Here is an 18726-nt window from a genome sequence, read left to right on the forward strand (position 1 = left end):
GGACCCCAGCGCTGCTATTTGCCTATTTTGCAGGCAATTTGGCCGCATGATGGGCAAATAAGAGCGCTGATGTCCGTTAGGCGCGAAATCATAGGAATATCAGCGCAATAACGGCGCTGGTGTCCGTTAGCTCAGTTTACATGGAGTAGTAACGCAACGCACGAAATGAACAGAGGGAGTTGAGACCTTTAGATTTCAGCTCCCTCTGTCATTTTATAAATAATGCATGGTTACTTCGCTTCTGACAAACAATCTGGCATTGACTCCTGTTTGCCCAATACCTTTAGATATGTAGTAAGCCCCATATTGATGTTTATGTAATCCCTTGTAAATCCCCATTCTAGGCAGCTTACCTGCGTTTTTGATATGAAAGAAAAATGGAATATTAAATTGTTTACCATGGAGATGTCCAGCCATTAAATAGTCATAGCTTTTATTTAAATGGAGGACTACATTAGGATCGTGGGTAATAATGAGTTTCGTTCTGCGATCATCAACAGCTCGAAAAGCAGCCTCAATGTCACTTTTACCAGAATCGAAATCATCAATACCAATTAGTTCAAATCGTTCTAAATGAATCGACTCATTCCTTAACAAATGAAGCCCATTTTTTCTTAAAAGCTTGATAAGATCTTTGACATTTTTCTGCTGATAATCATGGTTTCCAAGAACGCAATAAATGGGCACGTTACAAATCGCCATTGCTCTTAGGTACTCTTCTAGTCTAGGAAGCATTTTTCGGTATTTGGTAAAATCACCCGTAATAAATATATAATCCGGTTTTTCATCATTAATGATAGCGGCTATTCTGGAGGGACTAATTCTTAATCTTTCAACATGCATGTCACTTATTTGCAGGATTCTCAAATTTAGATTAAGAGGATAACTTATCCGCTCAATTTTTAGCCATTGCGTCGGCAAGATAAAGATGAAATAGCAAATAAATAGAACTAAAACTAGGTAGAGGCAGTACATTAAATATCCTTCCAAGCGCATCCTCCTCACCAAAATTGGGACCTCATACAACAGGGGTCGTTAAGTTTTATATGCTAAATTTTATTATAAAGTTATTACATTAATGCCACATGAGTATAAGAGTTCAATTTTGTTGTCTGATTTTACTTCCTTCATCTACTTTCGATCTCTTCTATTAGACGAACTAACCATACAGTTCGTTTATCCCCCTCAGTTTTTCATGTCCAAGGCTGTTAATGGAAAGAGGAAAATGTAACAATATGTTGAATATACATTATTCATAAAGTGGAATCTCCGCTTTTAAATCATTGAAAACGAGGAAGATAACCGTGTTTCATCAAAAAATCGCAAAGCTTCTAACACTAAGCATCAGCTGTATTTTTCTATCTATTCAACCTGCTTTTGCACAAGACTCATCAGCTACTAAGTATCAGCATGAGCTAAAGCTTAAACTGAATGAGCAAATTGTTACCGTTAATGGTCAAACTCAAACACTGCCAGTCCCGCCTATTTTAATGAACAGCGTGACCATGGTGCCGCTTCGTTTTATTGCTGAGACTCTGGGAGTTACTGTCCAATGGGATGACGCTGCACGGATCATTACACTGACTACAGCCAAAACCAAGATATCTCTCGCAATCGACAGTAAAGATGCCGTGATTAACGGTGCTTCTACTTCATTGGAGCAGCCTGCTACAATACTCAATGATACGACTATGGTCCCTCTCCGCTTTATTGCTGAAAATATGGATCAGACTGTTTCGTTCGATGGTACAACGCAAATGATTACAATCACTAATAATCTCATTCAACCTGCACCTGTAAATGAAAAACGAGACAAGCCAACTGTAGATAATTTATCGATAGAACGACCAATTACAGAAAGAAGTAATGTAAAAATATACGATGTTATTTCAGACTCGAGCAGCAATGTATATATGATAGATTATGACGTCAAAAGCCAATCCTACCCTTACGGGATTTTATCCTATAATCAAAATAATGACGATGGAAAAAATATACAGCACACAACCTTTATAGATAGTAAATTTGACGTGCAGTATAAAGATTCAAAAGGTGCTGTGCAACGTGTATCATATCAAAATATCACACCTAAAAAACTGTATTACGATAGTTTAACTGACAAATTGTATTTGATGGCACATGCTGCGAGACCCTTTGTCGAAGAAGCTGTGATTATTTATGAGATACTCCCAGAAGTTAAAATGGTAACTTTTAATTTAGAAAGTTCCATGAATGAAGAAAACAATTTTATCTCGTTTTTAGATCAAGATCACTTTTACTACAGCAATGTATTTTTGGGGAAAGTATTCGACTTTCAGGTACCGAACGAGAGTAAAGTAATTGGACTCCTACCTGATAAGAAGGCAAGTTACGTTTCTTTAAACACAGACGGGAAAATGTATCTCCTTGATAAAACGAATAAAAAAATCAGCAAGGTTAACTTGGACGGCACTATTACTGAGGTAGCGAGTGTTAATTTGGATCAAATAACAGGAGCCTCATCGAGGAATGGATATTTCTACATTTCAGATACTACTAAGGTTTATCAAGTTGATGTTGCTGGTAAAATGGATGAGTACACTAATGTTGCTCTTTTGACCTATAACAAGGGTTTATATGATCCGAAAACACAAACCTATGAGCAGCCCGCCGAAAATGATAAAATCATTGATGGTAAATCCATTACCGATCAAGTTAATGGTCCTGGCGCTTTAAGCTTCAAGGGCAGTTTCCTTTTTACTATCGATCATCATGGTAACATCGTGATTTATGACAGCCTAAACGGAATTATACGACGCATCAACGTTTACTAGTTTTATACCACCAATAGCCAACAAAAAAAATCCCCCAACCGCTAATCCGACCCTGTTCAGTCGAGCGTTTGAGGGATTTATTTTTTCATCAATAGCCATATGATTATGGCCCAAAGCGGAATAGACAGCAGAATACTCCATAGGCATCCTATTGCAAATCCTAATTTTGTTTTTTGCTCATTTTTTGATAAATCATCGTTCGGCATGTTCCACCAACTCTAACGGGAGTCCATCTGGGTCTGCAAAAAACGTATACCGATCACCTGTTATGGGATCAATTCGTACCGGTTCAACCGCAATTCCCTTGCTCTCTAGTTCCTTGACGCTTTCGTCCATATTTCCAACTACAAATGCCAAGTGTCGAAGTCCTCGCGCTTCCGGTCTATCCACTCTTAAGGGTGGATTAGGGAACGAAAACAACTCAATCTGCTGCTCTGTTTCTCCTATGCGCAAATCCAGCTTGTAGGAATCACGTTCTGCCCGGTACAACTCATTTACGATCGTCATTCCTAGTAAATCAACATAGAAATGCTTCGACTTTTCGTAATTCGAGCTAATAATGGCCACATGATGAATGCGATCGATTTTCACTAACATGCCTCCCGACTCCATAAATAAACCGCATTCCGGGAATTACCCATCCTGCGGCTCGATTCTTATTTTATCCGTCTGCTCTCATCGTTTCAACAATTTTCTTCAAAATATTCTCTGCTTGCGCATATTCTACCTGACACGTACCTGCTGCGTGGTGACCGCCTCCACCATTTTGGAGCATCAAAGTCCCGATGTTCGTTTGAGAGGTGCGGTTCACAATGCTGTGTCCACAAGCAAATACACAATTTTGTTTGTTACGTCCGTCCACGATCCAAATGGATACATTCTGCTCTGGATAAAGCGCGTAAACCATGAAACGGTTACCAGGATAGATGGTTTCCACATCACGAAGATCCGTAATGATCACATTTCTTTCTGTATATGTATGCTTTGCAAGCATTTCACGGTATAGAGCATCCAATTCATAATACCGTTCAACCCGCTCCTTAACGTCCGGAAGCTCCATAATTTGATCGACCGTCATCACTGCACAGTGATCCACAAGCTCTTCCATTAGTTGATAATTGCTAATTCGATAGTCCCGGTAGCGTCCTAAACCCGTACGGGCATCCATGATGAACGATAATAAATCCCAACCCGTTGGATTCAAAATATCTTCTTTACTGAATTGTGCAGCATCCGCTTTATCTACGCCTTGCATAATATCGTCAATATCACCAAAGGTTTCTTGCCCACCATAATAATCATATACGACGCGTGCTGCGCTTGGTGCAATACGGGTTTCCCCTTTGAAAGCTACTTTCTCACCCATCCGCTCAAGTTCACTGGAATGATGGTCAAACCATAATCCGCAACCTGCAACATAAGGCACATTCGCCAAAATATCGTTCTCGGTAACCTCGATCAGACCATCCTGCATATCTTTGGGATGAACGAATTTCATTTCATCGACCATGTTTAGCTTTTTGAAAAGCATTGCGCATACTAAACCGTCAAAATCCGAACGCGTAATTAATCGCATAGCGCAAATCCCCCTACGAAGTTAGTACTTAAGAACTATGTATGAATATGTGTATCATTATATCAGTACCTGTCGATTTGTGACAATCATTTTGTCATTAGAGCTTTTGGGATAAAAAAAAACAGTTCGCCTATATGGGCTGAACCGTTCTTAATTTGGAAGTTAAAATTTGGTAGAGTCTAGTCATAAATGCTTCAATTTGCGGCATCGGAGGCATTTTCACAGAAAGCTTAACTTCACCTTTCCAATAGAAAATCAAAATGCTGTTGCTTCTCCCCTGAAACATTTCAACATCCCAGCAAGATTCATTAAGCGCGTACTCTTCTAAATTAATCAATAGCTTTGGTCCATCCGAGGATGGCACCAAACGGGCAACATGATTGCCGCAAAGTGATGTTACTTTTTGCTCTTCATGTAAATCAGACTGCATGCTGCTTGGTCCTCCTTTTATCCATAGTTTATGAAAGTTATGACAGAGAAAAACCCCACCATAGTGTACCGATCGGAGGGGATCTAAGTTGAATACCCAATCGTTCGGCAGCTGGCTGGCAACGAGTCCGATTCATGAACAAGGTAGCCCCTGTAGCTTTGCGTCACTGACTTTCGTCAGTTTTGCCATTGTCGAGATGTGTTGTGAAGTCTTTTACAAGAAATAACTACACTCTCAAGAATAAGGGAAGTTCTTTTGAAATCGTATAGTTCGCAAGAACTAATTTTGCATTATTTATCAAAAAACTTCTTTTTTCGACCTATTTTTGGGCAGTGCTTGTAGATTATTGGCACCTTTCCAATAAAAGAGAGATCCCGCAAGGGTTACAAAGGCGATGACCAGATAAAGTGCAGTGCCCCCATACGCTACGAGCAGAAAGCCGCCAACCCAAGGTCCCATAAAATGACCTACGTTGGTTAACGTTTGTGCACCAAAATAAGTACCGCGCATATGTTCCGGTGCCAGCTTATCAATCAGCATGTTGGCCGCGGGGTAATTCAATATTTCTCCTAGTGTAAAAATCGCCATGGAAATAATCATGGGTACTAACGAATGCGAGAATGCAAAACCGATATCGCCTAACGCAAACATCAAATTTCCTAAAATAATCGCTACAAGTGGCGAGTACTTATCAGAAATCCGTGTAAGCGGTATTTGCATCGCAATTACCACAATGGCATTGACACTCATGAGGACAGCAAACATTTTAACACCTTCAGTGAAGTTCTGCTCCAAATATTGCGATAGTGTCACCATGACTTGCGAGTAGCCAATAGCCCCTATAATTCCGCCAAGAATAAAATAGCGAAACGTGACATCACGTTGAATAACCCGCAATGCAGAGACAAACGTAACAGGTTGTTTCTTCTCCCCTTCTATTTGCTTAATACCAAAAACGATAAGGAGAACGTAGAGGGTAACCGCATAGATAAAATATACGATTCCAGTGAGTAGAAACGGCAGTGCTCCGTCCATTGTTGCAAAAAAAGCACCCAATAAAGGTCCTACAGCAACACCAACATTGATGGCCATGTATCTCATTGAAAACACACTGAGTCGCTTGGCCGGCTCGGTCAAATCCGCCATCAAGGCTTGCGAGACCGGTTCGTAGAAGGAGCGGCACAAGCCGTTCAGCATGTTCAGCATCATGAACAAAACCGGTAGTTTCACGATACTAAAACCTACAAACACAACCGCCCATCCAAAAAGTGCAGCGAGCATGATAATGCGTCGGCCGAATCGGTCCGATAAATTACCGCCGATAAAACCTCCGACTGTTCCTGCCAAGGCTCCCATTCCAATTACGACCCCAATCATTACTGCGCTCATCGACGTATGTTTAGCTAAGTAAATCGCCAGAAAAGGCAGACTCATGGAAGACGCCGCTCTGGCCATGACCGTTCCCAAAATTAACGTATGTACAATCGGATGATACGAACCAAGAAAACCACGTAATCGATTCATCTGTCAGAACTCCTCTCGCTGATAATTTACCAAAGGTTAAGAAATGAGATCAAGAACTCATTATACACGAAAAACGGTAGTTCGTGTCCTTTATTATATGTTTTTGTCGAATAAAAAAAGGACTCCCCAAAGTCGCATGGGAAGCCCGTTTTAATCATGTTTTGTGGCCTAGAATTAAGCACTTCTATATCGAAAGTGCCCTTAGAACGTTCACGCATCACTGATCACTGGCAGGAATCGAAAGCCATGGGCGTTCTCGCTGCCATTTCACTTCAACCTCCGTCTCAAAGAAAGAGGACAAACCTTCACTTGTCAATACATGGCGCGACAGCCCTTTTGCGAATACCTCACCACGACGAATCAATAAGGTTTGATTAAAAACAGGTAGAATTTCTTCAATATGGTGAGTTACGAATATTAATGTCGGAGCATCCGGTTCCTTGGCTAGTTCTTGGATGCTGGACAGCAATGCTTCCCGAGAAAGGAAGTCTAATCCGTTCGTCGCTTCATCCAGAATCAGCAGCTTAGGGGAGGCCATCAATGCGCGTGCAATTAATAGTTTTTGCTTTTCACCCTGAGAGCACGATTGATAAGTCCGGTCGTATAGATGCATACAATTCAGCCGCTGCATATGTTCTTTGGCTTGCTCAAAATCTTCTGCACTCGGTTTCTCATATAGCCCGATTGACGCATGTTTACCGCTTATTACGACATGCTGCGTTTTATCGGAGGCATACAACTTCTCCTGGAGGGAGGAACTTACCCAGCCAATCATTTTACGCAAATCTCTTAAATCTACCGTTCCAAACGGATGGCCAAGTACAGCCATTTGCCCTTGGCTCGGCCAGATATAACCATTGATCATATTCAATATGGTCGTTTTGCCTGAACCGTTCAAGCCCAGTACGGCCCAGTGATCATTTTTGGACACCTGCCAATCCACTTGGTTAAGAATCGTTTTATTCTCTCTATACCAGGAGACGTTATTCATTTCAATAATTGATGGCATTCGGTTTCACCCCGTGATTAATTAAGCTTTCACTACATTTTGCGGTAGTTCAATTTGTGTCATATTCAATTTTTTATCCGAAGGCAGGAACGCAGCCAATAACCCGATTAGCGGCAAGAACGCGCAGAGTTTAATAACAAACGAGATGCTGGTTGCATCCGCAAGTGTACCCAGCACGGCTGAACCAATTCCGCCAAGTCCGAAAGCCAAACCAAAGAATAAGCCGGATACCGTCCCGACTTTGCCGGGCAGTAGTTCCTGCGCATAAACGACAATGACGGAGAAGCCGGATAGCAAAATGAATCCAATGCATGCACACAACACGCCCGCCCAAAATAAATTGGCATATGGTAAAAGCAGTGAAAACGGAGCCGTTCCCAGAATGGAAAACCAGATCATGTTCCGTCTTCCGAAACGATCCGCCAGCGGACCGCCCATGAACGTACCGACTGCTCCAGCAGCAAGCAAAGTGAATATGAATAGCTGCGCTTTTTCAACGGAAAGTTGATTGTGTTCAATTAAGTAAAAAGCGTAAAAACCCGTCATGCTTGCCACATAAACAAACTTGGAAAACAAGAGCATGATCAAAATCGAAATGGCATAGGTAACTGTCTTACACGGAAGTGGCTGTTTGCTGACAGAAGCTTTACTTGAAGCTGCTGAGCGGCTGCTGCCCGCTTTACGATACCATTTGGCCACGAAAAACTGAACGACAATCGCTGCAGCAGCGACAAACGAAAACCAAATAATGCCGAACTGACCGAATGGAACGAAAATCAGTGCTGTAAAAATGGGAGCAAGTGCCTGCCCGATATTACCGCCTGTTTGGAAAATGGACTGCGCCAAGCCTCTTCGAGGTCCGGCAGCCAAGTAGGCAACGCGCGATGCTTCGGGATGAAGAACGGAAGAACCGAGACCTACAAGTACAACAGCTCCAAGCACCTGAACAAATGAAGAGGCTACAGCAAGCAAAATCACACCTAATAACGAGAAAAATACGCCTGCGGGCAACAAAAACGGCTTTGGCTTTTTATCTGTATAAAGACCAATCAAAGGCTGAAATAAGGAGGCTGTTACGTTTAGCGTAAAAGCAATCCATCCGATTTGAGTAAAACTCAACTGCAGCGAATTATGAAGAATCGGGAAAACGGCAGGTATAACGGATTGAATGGCGTCGTTCAATAAATGGACTAAGGAAATCGAGAACAAAATCGCATAAACCGTATGATTGCGTACTGAACTTGAATCTGACACTGTTACTACCCCTTTCATCATATCATCTGATGTTTAAAGACATAGGAGAGTCAAGCTACTCCTGGTTTACAAACTGTTTAAGCTGTGTGACCGTTTCATCCAGATTTTTCATGGTCCAATACTCCGCTTCCGCGACGTCCTTGTCTTTGATAGCTTTGTACATATTCTCGTGAAACAGATGATGCGGATCTTGCAATGTCACGATCAATTTTTGCGATGCCTCGAAAAGCGCCGATGTGAAAGATCGATACAGGTCGATGGCAACACTATTTTTGCTGGCAACAGCGATCGCTAGATGAAATTTCACATCTTCACGCAAATACGTGTCTGTGTCGCCTTTCTCCAATGCTTCATAACGTTGATCCAACGCACTCCGCATTTGCTCGAGGTCGTTCTCGTCGCGGCGCTCAGCAGCCAATCTGGAGATTTCTAACTCAAGCATCCTTCTGACCTCGTAAACTTCCAGAATCTGGGCTCTACGGAGCCTGTGATCAAGCGGTTCCTGCATGGCCGACTGCGCCTTCAGAAAAGTACCGAAGCCCTGTTTCTTCTCAAGCAGGCCAGCGTGCACAAGGACACGGACCGCTTCGCGGATCGTTGAACGTCCCACGGCAAACTGCTGCATCAATTCCGGTTCCGTAGGAATCTTATCCCCAGGTTTTATTTCTCCTTCTGAAATCTTCTTTTGCAGTTGATTCACTACATCGTCTACCAACTTTGGACGGTTCAGCGGTTGGAAAGACATTTTAGAATTCATCTGATCATCTCCTGTTTGAACATGAGTATAGCATAGGGCATCTGAATTTTTCCAGACTAAATTTTAGCATGCCCTTGCATACGAAAAACACTTCCCAGAATTTTTCGAGGAAAGTGTTTTAAACCTTTAACTCGAACCGCAGCTGGAACTTGAACAGGAGGAGCTTGAGGAGTCAGATGAACAAGATGAGCTGGACGAGCAGGAACTGCCTCCCCCTTGATCTCCAGAGTTATCGCAGCTTCCCACAGAACTTCCGCAGCCCGAAGAAGAGCAGCTGCTATGCTTATCGCGCGGATCTTCAGAGGAATTCTCCGGGAAATTCGTATTCATATCATGGGCATAGCTTTGTGGACTTTGGATGGAGAAGAACATCATAGCGCCTGCCAGATAGAGCATGGAGTTCGGGTTAGCTGTGGAATAATCCCAGCCCGTATCCTCGAGACGGCGGCTTTCTGCAGCCTTATTAGCTTCCAGAATGGCTTGCTCAACCAAGAGGCGAATCGTTTGTGCAACCTCGGGATATCGGCCTGCCTGCTCCAGATTGAACAAGCTTCGGGTAATCGCATCCACATTGCCTTCACGAAGCAGTTCTGTACGGTCAGGATCCAAGGCATTGCGGAAAAATCCGTTCCAGCAGCGCTTGCTGCTCGGCGCAAATTCGAACAAGTGAGCATACACCCAATCAAACCAAGCACGTTCTCCAGGCATCAACTTCGGTTCACGTTCGGGGGAGTGATGAATAACACCACCTGCAAACTGTTCTCCAAAACGCTGATATTCCCTTGTAAACATTAGCATTTCGTGCCATAGGTCATCGATTTCGCTGCTAAACATCGGAGTCGATTTCAAAATGAGACCCATGACAAAATAACGCTTTAATTCAAACCATTTGCAAGCATATTCGTCTTCTGTCATACGTGGATGCTCGGCTTTCACCCGATATTGAATTCTTTCCGCATAATCAGCAGGAATTGAACTATTTAACTTCGTAACAATACGATCTAACGGAATACCTTCAAGCAGCCCCAGACCATTAGGCAGTTCAGACGCTCGATAGACGGGCTTAGCTTTACCAAGTCGACTGCGCTTTGGCGGTTTAGATGATTTTCCAAATAAAAAACGAAACATAGGCATCCCTCCTTTTCCCAATATACCATTTGCTTCCTGATCCATGTCAATGCCGTAATATCGAGGCTAGTTAACCCGCTTAGATGACATGCAAATTTTGTAAATGATATAATAACTAGAAGGAGGTGTTCATCGATGAAAATTGCGGTAACCGGCGGAAGCGGCTTTATTGGCAGACGTTTAATTGCCTACTGGCAACAGCGCGGCCATGAGATGATTACGATTTCCCGCTCTTCGCAAGCCGTCGTACAAGGTGCGCGCACGGTAACATGGGCAGAATTGCAAGACGCCCCTGAGAAGCTTGAAGGACTGGACGCCATCGTCAATCTGGCCGGTGAATCCATTAATCAGCGCTGGACGGCTGCCGCTAAACAGCGCATCTTGGAGTCCCGGATTGCAGCAGCCCGCCAAGTAGCGCAGCTTGTGGAACGTTTGGACAAGAAACCTAAGGTCGTCGTTAATGCTTCAGGTATGTCTATTTATGGCACGTCAGAGTCGGCAACCTTCGATGAGCGAAGCCCGCACCATACGATGGATTTCTTATCGAGTGTCGTGGACAAATGGGAACAAGCGGCTGACCAAATCAAAGGCCCGCGACTCGTCAAAGTTCGCGTTGGGCTTGTGCTCGACGGGAAAGAAGGAGCATTTCCAAAGATGGCTTTCCCTTATAAGCTTGGAGTTGGGGGCCCTATCGGCAGCGGCAGACAATGGTTGTCTTGGATTCACATTGAAGACATGGTAAGATTGATCGACTTCTGCATCCAAAACGAGGAAATCAGCGGGCCTGTCAATGCGACAGCGCCAAATCCTGTCACAAACAAGCAGTTCGGGGCGCAGCTAGCCCAAGCACTTCACAGACCGAATCTGTTTCCTCTCCCTGCTTTTGTCATGAAGCTTGCTTTCGGCGAATTATCCACACTGCTTCTTGAAGGCCAGAAGGTGCTGCCGCATGTACTGCTCCAACATGGCTTTAGCTTTACATATCGTTCCGTTGACAAAGCGCTGGCGGATATCGTGAACAAATAAAATAACTGTGAAAAGGTGATTCTTTTGACCGTTCATCAATTTTCAGCCCGGACAATTCGCGGTGAAGATAAGTCGCTAGCTGACTACAAAGGACAAGTGCTGCTCATTGTTAATACCGCAACCAAGTGCGGATTTGCCCCTCAATTTACGGGACTACAGGAGCTTCATGATACATATAAAGATCAAGGTTTTAGCGTACTGGGCTTTCCGTGCAACCAATTCAGAGATCAAGAGCCCGGAAACGATACAGAGGTTGAGCAAGCGTGCCAAATCAATTTTGGTGTGAACTTCCCTTTGTTCTCCAAGATTGATGTTAACGGCGCTGACACCCATCCACTTTACCGCTACTTAAAGCAGCAGGCTTCCGGTTTGCTCGGCTCCAGCATCAAATGGAATTTCACTAAATTTCTCGTGGATCAAAACGGCAACGTGATAAAAAGGTTCTCACCAACTACAACGCCGCGTAAAATTGAAAGCCAAATTCGCCAACTGCTAGCAAAAGCCACCACGCATGTATAACAGATAGAAAAAACCGCCAGGGCATCGATCGCCCAGACGGTTCTTTTTATTTGACGTATTTTTTAGCCTTTTCGATTGCTTCGTCTTCCGTTGCTCCTGTCACATAGCGGCCGTTAATGAATATAAAAGCAAAACGAGAACAAGGACCACAATACGATTTGCAGGCAACTTTGACTTCGGCATCAGGTGCAATGACTTTAATTTTTGAAAGTGCAGATTTCACTTTCATATGTTTGCATTTATCACAAATGCGAATATCATTGCGCATTAGTGATCTCCGTGGTTCCCCTTGCTTGGGTTCGTAATCATGAAACCTTCTTCTGGTGTGTAGAAGTAATCAATACGGATTCCGTCAAGCAATGGTTCGTTTCCATCCAGCAAAACATCAATGCCCTTGTCCGTGCTGACAACGACATCATTTGCAGATTTATCGTCAAGACCCAAGCCATAGTGAGCGTGGTCGCCATGTTTATGAGTCACTTGTACTCGAACCAATAGACCTTTGTTTTCTTCTTTATCAAGCTCCAATTGAAGTACTTTCGCTGCATTACGAGAAATTTTGACGTTCATATGTACACATCTCCTGAAACAATAATTTTATTTCTTATTGTAAAGAATCTAAGGCGCGAAATCAACCTTTGACAGCATCCGACTTAAAAAGCGATTTACAAATGCAGCAACCGCGCTGCTATTGCTAATTGCCTTCACGAACTTTAAAATACATAGTAGTGGAACTATTTTACCCTAAATACAAGCTGGTAACTTACTTACTTCATGGATAGTTATGTACATTCCAAAATGGAAAGGACGCGTTTCTGAATGTCAACTCTTGAAAATGAAAAAGTCGCCCCGCTCAGCAACTATGTTCCTAAAGTGCCTAAAGAAATTGAATGCTCAATTGAACGTACACTTGAAGTGATCGGTGGCAAATGGGCATTTCTCGTGCTTCGGGAACTTTTTTGCGGTACGAAGCGTTTCGGTGAACTGCAGCGTCAAGTGACTGGAATCAGCCCGAAATCTCTAACCGATATTCTCCGTCATCTTGAGGATCACGGTGTTTTAGAGCGAATGGCATACCCTACTGTCCCTGTTACCGTTGAGTATACCTTGACACCGAAAGGCCAGGATTTGCATCAAATATTAAAAGAAATGAAGCTATGGTCTGCAAAATGGACATAATGATTGAATAACAGCTGAGGAGTTGGACTTACGTGATTACCATTAAAACAAAAGAGCAAATTGAAAAAATGGGCAGAGCTGGACGTATTCTAGCCGATTGCCATAAAGAAATTGCCAAAATGATTCGCCCTGGCATTACCTCTTGGGAAATCGACCAATTCGTCGAAGGCTTTTTGGCGAAGCACGGCGCAACACCGGAACAAAAGGGCTATCACGGCTATCCTTACGCTACCTGCGCATCTGTTAACGATGTGATTTGCCATGGGTTCCCGAAGAAAGAAGCTTTGAACGACGGCGATATCGTCACCATTGATATGGTTGTTCGGATTGATGGTTGGTTGGCGGACTCCGCTTGGTCCTACGCCGTTGGGAACATCTCTCCTATTGCTGAGAAACTGCTTAAAGTAACCAAAGAGTCGCTGTACAAAGGCATTGAGCAAGCGATTCCAGGAAACCGCATCGGCGATGTATCGCATGCAATCCAGGTGTATGCGGAATCACAAGGCTTCTCCGTCGTCAGAGACTTTATCGGACACGGAATCGGCTCCGAAATGCACGAAGAACCGCAAGTTCCGCATTACGGACCAGCTGGCAAAGGGCCGCGTATTAAAGAAGGCATGGTGTTCACCATTGAACCGATGCTGAATGTCGGCAAATATCATTCCAAGGTAGATAGCGACGGATGGACAGCAAGAACTTACGACGGCAGTCTATCTGCACAATATGAACACACGATTGCGATTACGAGCCAAGGACCGGTTATTTTAACGGAACAATAAACATTTAAGCCCCGGAGGAACATGCATGATTTCTTTTTACAAGAAATATTGGAGAACTGCTTTTGACATTGCTCTCATTGTTCTAACCGTCTACCTCTTCATGCTGTTGTTCAGCTATTTGTATCGCATCGCGACACCTATCTTTCTGGCTCTGATCATTTTCATGATGATCGAGCCTTTTGCTAGGTTTCTGAATCGGAAAGGGATGCGAAAGTCGATTGCATCAGCGATCTCAACACTCCTCTTCGTCCTGATCATCTTGGGTGCGCTGGCGGGTGCCGCCGTTATTTTCACAAGCCAGATCATGAGCCTTGTCGATAAAGTAGACGATTATCAAGCCGTTTTTAATGACCAAATCATACATAAAATTAGCGAACTAAATAATCGCTTCCAAACGTTGCCCCCTGATGTCATTGTGAAAATTAAAGAATATGCCGGACAATTTGCAGGTAATGCATCTAAATTCATTATTTCTTTCTTATCCGGACTAGTAGCCTCGCTGACTTCCTTTTCCACCTTCATGTTCAACTTCATTGTCGGAATCATTTTGGCCTACTTCCTCAGCATAGAAATCGACTCCTGGAAACGCCTTGCCAGTGAGAAAACACCAAGAACATTTAAATCGGTATTCTTTTTTCTAAAGGAAAATGTCGTGAAGGGGATTGTCTCTTACGTAAAAGCTCAATTTAAGCTGATTTCCCTAACGTTTGTCGTCGTTTTTGTCGCTTTGCTTCTGCTCGACGTCAATAATGCTTTCTCTATCTCCTTGCTCTCGGCTATCTTCGATGTTTTGCCGCTGCTGGGTGTCTCCACTTTGTTCATTCCATGGATCATTTACTTGTTTATCGTGGGTCAGACAACACTTGCAATTTGGCTTAGCGCGCTACTGCTTGTCGTTATTCTTGTCAGACAAATCATGGAACCCAAAATTACGGGGGAATCCCTGGGCGTGTCGGCCTTTACGACGTTAGCCTTTATGATCGTGTCCCTTTCATTGTTTGGCGTTGCGGGAGTCATCCTTTCGCCAGTTTTGATTATCTTGCTCAAAGCCCTGTATTCACAAGGCTATTTCCAACGTTGGATACGCAAGCCTGAGGACGAATATGCGCAGAGCAATCTACCTACGAGTGGTCCATAAACGTATAAGCCCATCCTTCCTTCCTGGAAAGATGAGCTTTTTTGTATTAAACGCGATATATACTGCGGTACACCGATGGAGCCATCCCCATTTTTTGTGTAAACACGCGACTCAAATAAAAACCGTTTTCAAATCCGCAATTTCCAGCGATAGCATCTAACGTTAAAGTCGATCCTTCCAACAAATGGCGCGCTCTGGTTAAGCGTAATTCATTCAGAAATTCAGACGGCGTTTGCGAGAAAGCTCTGCGAAACCTTCGCGTAAGCTGCACGGGAGTTAGCCCCAGGCTCTCCGCCAAATCCGACATGGATAAACTTCCGTAAGCGTGATCCGTTACATATTTGCGTGCTTTTTCCATCAAACTATCCGTTTCTGAGGTAAGATCCTCTCTGAGTTCTCGTTCAATTGCGACTAATCGAAAGATATCGCTGAGCATGTGCTGCTTATGCAGCGTGCTCTCTGCATCCCATCCCGTCAGTTTCTTCAAATAATGATAATTCGAGGCTAATCTTTCGATATCCTTAATGACGAGCTTGCCTCTCCAGCTGTTTGCTTCCTCTAAACTTGGTTCCGACAGCCAAACAAACTGCAGAAAATGAAAAGACAGCGACTCCAGCGTCCTCCTTCGAAAACCAACATGAGGCGGGCAAATAACAAAGTCACCAAATCCCGCTTCACCCTTGTGCTCCCCGATTCCATAGACAAATCTGCCTTCTTCCACAGCAAATAACGTCCAGCAAGGATACGAGTCCTCGTTATACATAAACTCATCTTTACGATGCCAGTAAACATGCGAAATGAGTTTTACCGCGACATCACGAAAAGCCAACCCCTCACCCTCTTCAAGTGAAATAAAGTATATGCTTATTGTAACTGACTGCATGTTCAATAGGAATAGAATCTTTTACAATGAAATCAAAGATATTCTATTAACTAGTGAGGTGCTGGTCATGAAACACGAAATCGTTACATCCGACATCACCGTTGTTGGTGGAGGTTTAGCTGGCGTGTGTGCCGCGATCGCCGCAGCCAGATTAGGTCAAACTGTTTCCCTTGTGCAAAATCGCCCTGTTCTTGGCGGTAATTCCAGTAGTGAAGTACGCGTATGGGTTTGCGGAGCTACTTCCCACGGACTTCATCGGTATGCGCGTGAAACCGGTATCATGGGTGAAATGTTTGTTGAGAATCAATACCGCAATATCGATGGAAACCCCTATCTATGGGATCTGATTGTACTCGAAAAAGTAAAAGCGGAGAAAAATATTACCCTCTTCTTGAATACGGACGTCCATGAAGTCGATGCAGACGGAGACGAAACTTCCCGGACCATCCGATCCGTTACAGGCTGGATGATGGGGTCTGAACGCCGTATCCGCTTCGACAGCCGTGTCTATCTCGACTGCACAGGCGACGGGCTCGTCGGGTTTCTGGCAGGCGCCAAATTCCGTATTGGCCGTGAAGCGCAGGAGGAATTCAATGAAGAATGGGCGCCTCTTGTCCCAGATGATATTACCTTAGGCAGCACTCTGCTCTTCTATACCAAAGATGCCGGCCGACCTGTGAAGTACATCCCGCCAAGCTTCGCCAAAGATATTACGCAGACCACAATTCCGATGAAACGGGTTATTCGCAGCGGCGATAATGGTTGCGCTTACTGGTGGATTGAGTGGGGCGGTGAACTGGATACGGTGCATGATAACGAAAAAATCCGTGATGAACTGTCTTCCGTGATTTACGGGATTTGGGATTATATTAAAAATTCCGGTAAGTTCGAAGCCGATAACCTCACACTCGAGTGGATCGGTTCGGTTCCGGGCAAACGGGAATACCGTCGTTTCGTTGGGGACTACGTACTGAATCAGAATGATGTCATCGCGCAGGAGCTCTTTGAAGACCGCGTCGCCTTCGGCGGCTGGTCGATTGACCTGCATCCGCCGCAAGGCATGTACGCCACGGCAAAGGGCTCCAAGCATATGCATGTGGACGGCAGCTACCACATTCCGTTCCGTTCCCTCTATTCGGTCAATACGACGAATATGCTTATGGCTGGACGCAATATCAGCGCGTCCCACGTCGCTTTCGGCACGACACGCGTCATGGCGACTTGTGCCGTCATCGGCGAAGCCGCAGGAACGGGCGCTGCCCTCTGCGCAGCGAAAGGCATTTCCCCTCGCGAGCTGCACGGCAGCCACCTGAGCGAGCTGCAGCAAACGCTGCTGCGGCAGGATGCCTCCGTGCTCGGGATCAAGAATGCCGACGCAGCCGACCTTGTGCTTGGCGCGACCTTGACAGCATCCAGCACCTTGACCCAGCTGGCGGTTGAAAAGTCCGCGTCGGTGTACCCTCTTGCCGATAGCGTCGCACTTCTTGTGCCCGTAGATCCACATATTGAGGGCTTGGAGCTGTTGCTTGACGCCTCGGAGGCTACGGAACTATCCATCGAGTTATGGAGCACAGGGAAGCCGCAGAACTATGTCCCGCACACACAGGTAACAGCCGTTCAAGTAGCCGTCTCGCAAGGATCGGGGCAGTGGGTCCATGTTCCACTAAGCTGGCATCCGGATACCGCTCAAAATGCATTTATTATTCTGCGCAGCAATCCTGCAATATCGGTTCATAAGTCCGACAAACTACAGTCCGGCGTCCTTGGGCTCAAGCATAAAGATAATAGCAATGCCGCAGATTATGGCGACACGACACCGAACCAACCTGTCGTTGATTGGACACCCGGCGAGTTCAACCGCAAGCCGATCTGCTTCCGACTGCTCTCGCCTACTTCGGCTTTCTCGCCGGATAAAGCAGCTAATGGCTTTAAACGGCCATACGGCGGCCCGAACATGTGGTCTTCCGCTCATCTAGAAGCCGATAAGCCGGAGTGGCTTGAAGTCAGCTGGCCGAATGCCGTGCCAATCCGCATCGTACAACTGACCTTGAATGATGATGTCCATGAGGATTTAATTAATTTGCATCATCATCGGACAGCTTTCGAGATTATTCCTGAGTTGGTTAAAGACTACAAACTCCAAGCCTTTGTTGGTGGGGAATGGAAAACAGTCGCTGAAGAGCTTAATAATCACACTCGCCTTCATACTCATACATTCCCAGAGACCGTTGTAACCAGCCGCTTACGCTTGCTAGTCGAATCAACAAATGGAGCTGAGCGAGCCGAAATCGTAGAGATTCGCTGCTACAGCTAATCCCATAAGCACGCAAAATGGCCTAGCAAATGCTGCCGTTTCGCGTGCTTTTTCCTTTGGTGCCCGGCATCGTTTCCGACATTCTTTTTCCATAAATAGGTCTTAATAACCCTTGTTTAACCTTACATGATATGTTATATTAAAAGTGCGACAAATCAAGGTTTCCTCTTCAAAAAGTTGACATAGGAGTGATGGAAATGGATCAAAATTCTATTCAAATTCGTCAAGGTGAAGAGATTATTTATGTAGAAATGACTGTTAAGGAAGCGCTTGCATTAACAGGTGCGAAGTTCAACTTAAACCACAAGTTAGAAAGAGATGCCATCAAGAAGGTTAAGCAACGTCTCGAAGATAAGCTGCTTCCTCCTAACCATTAATTGTACTCTAGCATCTTCGC

At 44.5% G+C, this 18726-nt stretch carries 20 protein-coding genes and 1 riboswitch; of the genes, 8 read left to right on the plus strand and 12 right to left on the minus strand.

Going from position 1 to position 18726, the window contains the following annotated elements:
* Positions 1-213: 213 nt before the first annotated feature.
* Entirely contained in the window at positions 214-990 is a 777-nt protein-coding gene (locus tag RQP52_RS24125; protein ID WP_315954207.1) for a metallophosphoesterase, read from the minus strand.
* Between the two features lie 314 nt (positions 991-1304).
* Here RQP52_RS24125 and RQP52_RS24130 point away from each other — a divergent pair, with 314 nt between their 5' ends.
* Positions 1305-2813, plus strand: a complete 1509-nt coding sequence (locus tag RQP52_RS24130; RefSeq protein WP_315954208.1) for a copper amine oxidase N-terminal domain-containing protein — start codon at positions 1305-1307, stop codon at positions 2811-2813.
* Between the two features lie 192 nt (positions 2814-3005).
* On the opposite strand, the gene gloA2 is transcribed toward RQP52_RS24130, so the two are convergent.
* The 8 genes from gloA2 to RQP52_RS24170 form a co-directional block, all read right to left on the minus strand.
* Positions 3006-3404 carry an SMU1112c/YaeR family gloxylase I-like metalloprotein gene (gloA2, locus tag RQP52_RS24135; protein WP_315954209.1) on the minus strand — a complete coding sequence of 133 codons (399 nt, stop codon included), beginning with the start codon at positions 3402-3404 and terminating at the stop codon, positions 3006-3008.
* Positions 3405-3474: 70 nt separating this feature from the next.
* A complete protein-coding gene (locus tag RQP52_RS24140) occupies positions 3475-4389 on the minus strand; it encodes an exopolyphosphatase (RefSeq protein ID WP_315954210.1) in 915 nt (304 codons plus the stop codon).
* 130 nt (positions 4390-4519) lie between these two features.
* On the minus strand, positions 4520-4819 hold the full coding sequence (locus RQP52_RS24145; protein ID WP_315954211.1) for a hypothetical protein: 300 nt from the start codon (positions 4817-4819) through the stop codon (positions 4520-4522).
* Between the two features lie 103 nt (positions 4820-4922).
* Positions 4923-5016: riboswitch (cyclic di-GMP riboswitch) on the minus strand.
* A 100-nt stretch (positions 5017-5116) separates the two neighbouring features.
* The gene (locus RQP52_RS24150) at positions 5117-6343 is read right to left on the minus strand and encodes an MDR family MFS transporter (RefSeq protein ID WP_315954212.1); all 1227 of its coding nucleotides are present in this window, start codon (positions 6341-6343) and stop codon (positions 5117-5119) included.
* 217 nt (positions 6344-6560) lie between these two features.
* Positions 6561-7352, minus strand: coding sequence for an ABC transporter ATP-binding protein (locus tag RQP52_RS24155; RefSeq protein WP_315954213.1), 792 nt, complete (start codon positions 7350-7352; stop codon positions 6561-6563).
* 21 nt (positions 7353-7373) lie between these two features.
* Positions 7374-8624, minus strand: a complete 1251-nt coding sequence (locus RQP52_RS24160; RefSeq protein WP_379171649.1) for an MFS transporter — start codon at positions 8622-8624, stop codon at positions 7374-7376.
* Positions 8625-8661: 37 nt separating this feature from the next.
* On the minus strand, positions 8662-9363 hold the full coding sequence (locus RQP52_RS24165; protein WP_315954215.1) for a FadR/GntR family transcriptional regulator: 702 nt from the start codon (positions 9361-9363) through the stop codon (positions 8662-8664).
* Positions 9364-9489: 126 nt separating this feature from the next.
* Entirely contained in the window at positions 9490-10491 is a 1002-nt protein-coding gene (locus RQP52_RS24170) for a glycine-rich domain-containing protein (RefSeq protein ID WP_315954216.1), read from the minus strand.
* Between the two features lie 135 nt (positions 10492-10626).
* On the opposite strand from RQP52_RS24170, the gene RQP52_RS24175 reads away from it, so the two are divergent.
* Both RQP52_RS24175 and RQP52_RS24180 read left to right on the plus strand, forming a co-directional pair.
* Positions 10627-11517, plus strand: a complete 891-nt coding sequence (locus tag RQP52_RS24175) for a TIGR01777 family oxidoreductase (protein WP_315954217.1) — start codon at positions 10627-10629, stop codon at positions 11515-11517.
* A gap of 24 nt (positions 11518-11541) precedes the next feature.
* On the plus strand, positions 11542-12036 hold the full coding sequence (locus RQP52_RS24180) for a glutathione peroxidase (RefSeq protein WP_315954324.1): 495 nt from the start codon (positions 11542-11544) through the stop codon (positions 12034-12036).
* 46 nt (positions 12037-12082) lie between these two features.
* Here the strand turns inward: RQP52_RS24180 and RQP52_RS24185 are convergent, their stop codons facing one another.
* Positions 12083-12304, minus strand: a complete 222-nt coding sequence (locus RQP52_RS24185; protein WP_127454674.1) for a DUF1450 domain-containing protein — start codon at positions 12302-12304, stop codon at positions 12083-12085.
* Entirely contained in the window at positions 12304-12606 is a 303-nt protein-coding gene (locus RQP52_RS24190; RefSeq protein ID WP_315954218.1) for an iron-sulfur cluster assembly accessory protein, read from the minus strand. Before RQP52_RS24190 ends, RQP52_RS24185 begins: the two co-directional genes overlap by 1 nt.
* A 249-nt stretch (positions 12607-12855) precedes the next feature.
* On the opposite strand from RQP52_RS24190, the gene RQP52_RS24195 reads away from it, so the two are divergent.
* Genes RQP52_RS24195 through ytvI form a run of 3 tightly spaced genes read left to right on the plus strand, consistent with a single transcriptional unit; the run spans position 12856 to position 15132 of the window.
* The gene (locus RQP52_RS24195; protein ID WP_145659322.1) at positions 12856-13215 is read left to right on the plus strand and encodes a winged helix-turn-helix transcriptional regulator; all 360 of its coding nucleotides are present in this window, start codon (positions 12856-12858) and stop codon (positions 13213-13215) included.
* Positions 13216-13247: 32 nt separating this feature from the next.
* Positions 13248-13994, plus strand: coding sequence for a type I methionyl aminopeptidase (gene map / locus RQP52_RS24200; RefSeq protein ID WP_315954219.1), 747 nt, complete (start codon positions 13248-13250; stop codon positions 13992-13994).
* Positions 13995-14019: 25 nt separating this feature from the next.
* Entirely contained in the window at positions 14020-15132 is a 1113-nt protein-coding gene (gene ytvI, locus RQP52_RS24205; RefSeq protein WP_315954220.1) for a sporulation integral membrane protein YtvI, read from the plus strand.
* Between the two features lie 46 nt (positions 15133-15178).
* Here ytvI and RQP52_RS24210 read toward each other — a convergent pair whose 3' ends face one another.
* The gene (locus RQP52_RS24210) at positions 15179-15961 is read right to left on the minus strand and encodes an AraC family transcriptional regulator (RefSeq protein WP_315954221.1); all 783 of its coding nucleotides are present in this window, start codon (positions 15959-15961) and stop codon (positions 15179-15181) included.
* 121 nt (positions 15962-16082) lie between these two features.
* Between RQP52_RS24210 and RQP52_RS24215 the strand changes: the two genes are divergently transcribed.
* Both RQP52_RS24215 and RQP52_RS24220 read left to right on the plus strand, forming a co-directional pair.
* Positions 16083-18329, plus strand: coding sequence for an FAD-dependent oxidoreductase (locus RQP52_RS24215; protein ID WP_315954222.1), 2247 nt, complete (start codon positions 16083-16085; stop codon positions 18327-18329).
* A gap of 197 nt (positions 18330-18526) precedes the next feature.
* Complete coding sequence (locus RQP52_RS24220; RefSeq protein ID WP_315954223.1) at positions 18527-18706, plus strand: hypothetical protein; 180 nt, start codon at positions 18527-18529, stop codon at positions 18704-18706.
* Positions 18707-18726 lie beyond the last annotated feature (20 nt).

The organism is Paenibacillus violae (assembly GCF_032461945.1).
Classification (GTDB): Bacteria; Bacillota; Bacilli; order Paenibacillales; family NBRC-103111; genus Paenibacillus_E; species Paenibacillus_E violae.

Excerpts from the sequence above, each read along its gene's own strand:
- RQP52_RS24140 (WP_315954210.1), bottom strand. The coding sequence starts at position 4,389 with ATGCGATTAATTACGCGTTCGGATTTTGACGGTTTAGTATGCGCAATG.
- RQP52_RS24145 (WP_315954211.1), bottom strand. The coding sequence starts at position 4,819 with ATGCAGTCTGATTTACATGAAGAGCAAAAAGTAACATCACTTTGCGGC.
- RQP52_RS24150 (WP_315954212.1), bottom strand. The coding sequence starts at position 6,343 with ATGAATCGATTACGTGGTTTTCTTGGTTCGTATCATCCGATTGTACAT.
- RQP52_RS24155 (WP_315954213.1), bottom strand. The coding sequence starts at position 7,352 with ATGCCATCAATTATTGAAATGAATAACGTCTCCTGGTATAGAGAGAAT.
- RQP52_RS24160 (WP_379171649.1), bottom strand. The coding sequence starts at position 8,624 with ATGAAAGGGGTAGTAACAGTGTCAGATTCAAGTTCAGTACGCAATCAT.
- RQP52_RS24165 (WP_315954215.1), bottom strand. The coding sequence starts at position 9,363 with ATGAATTCTAAAATGTCTTTCCAACCGCTGAACCGTCCAAAGTTGGTA.
- RQP52_RS24170 (WP_315954216.1), bottom strand. The coding sequence starts at position 10,491 with ATGTTTCGTTTTTTATTTGGAAAATCATCTAAACCGCCAAAGCGCAGT.
- RQP52_RS24175 (WP_315954217.1), top strand. The coding sequence starts at position 10,627 with ATGAAAATTGCGGTAACCGGCGGAAGCGGCTTTATTGGCAGACGTTTA.
- RQP52_RS24185 (WP_127454674.1), bottom strand. The coding sequence starts at position 12,304 with ATGCGCAATGATATTCGCATTTGTGATAAATGCAAACATATGAAAGTG.
- RQP52_RS24190 (WP_315954218.1), bottom strand. The coding sequence starts at position 12,606 with ATGAACGTCAAAATTTCTCGTAATGCAGCGAAAGTACTTCAATTGGAG.
- RQP52_RS24195 (WP_145659322.1), top strand. The coding sequence starts at position 12,856 with ATGTCAACTCTTGAAAATGAAAAAGTCGCCCCGCTCAGCAACTATGTT.
- ytvI (WP_315954220.1), top strand. The coding sequence starts at position 14,020 with ATGATTTCTTTTTACAAGAAATATTGGAGAACTGCTTTTGACATTGCT.
- RQP52_RS24215 (WP_315954222.1), top strand. The coding sequence starts at position 16,083 with ATGAAACACGAAATCGTTACATCCGACATCACCGTTGTTGGTGGAGGT.
- RQP52_RS24220 (WP_315954223.1), top strand. The coding sequence starts at position 18,527 with ATGGATCAAAATTCTATTCAAATTCGTCAAGGTGAAGAGATTATTTAT.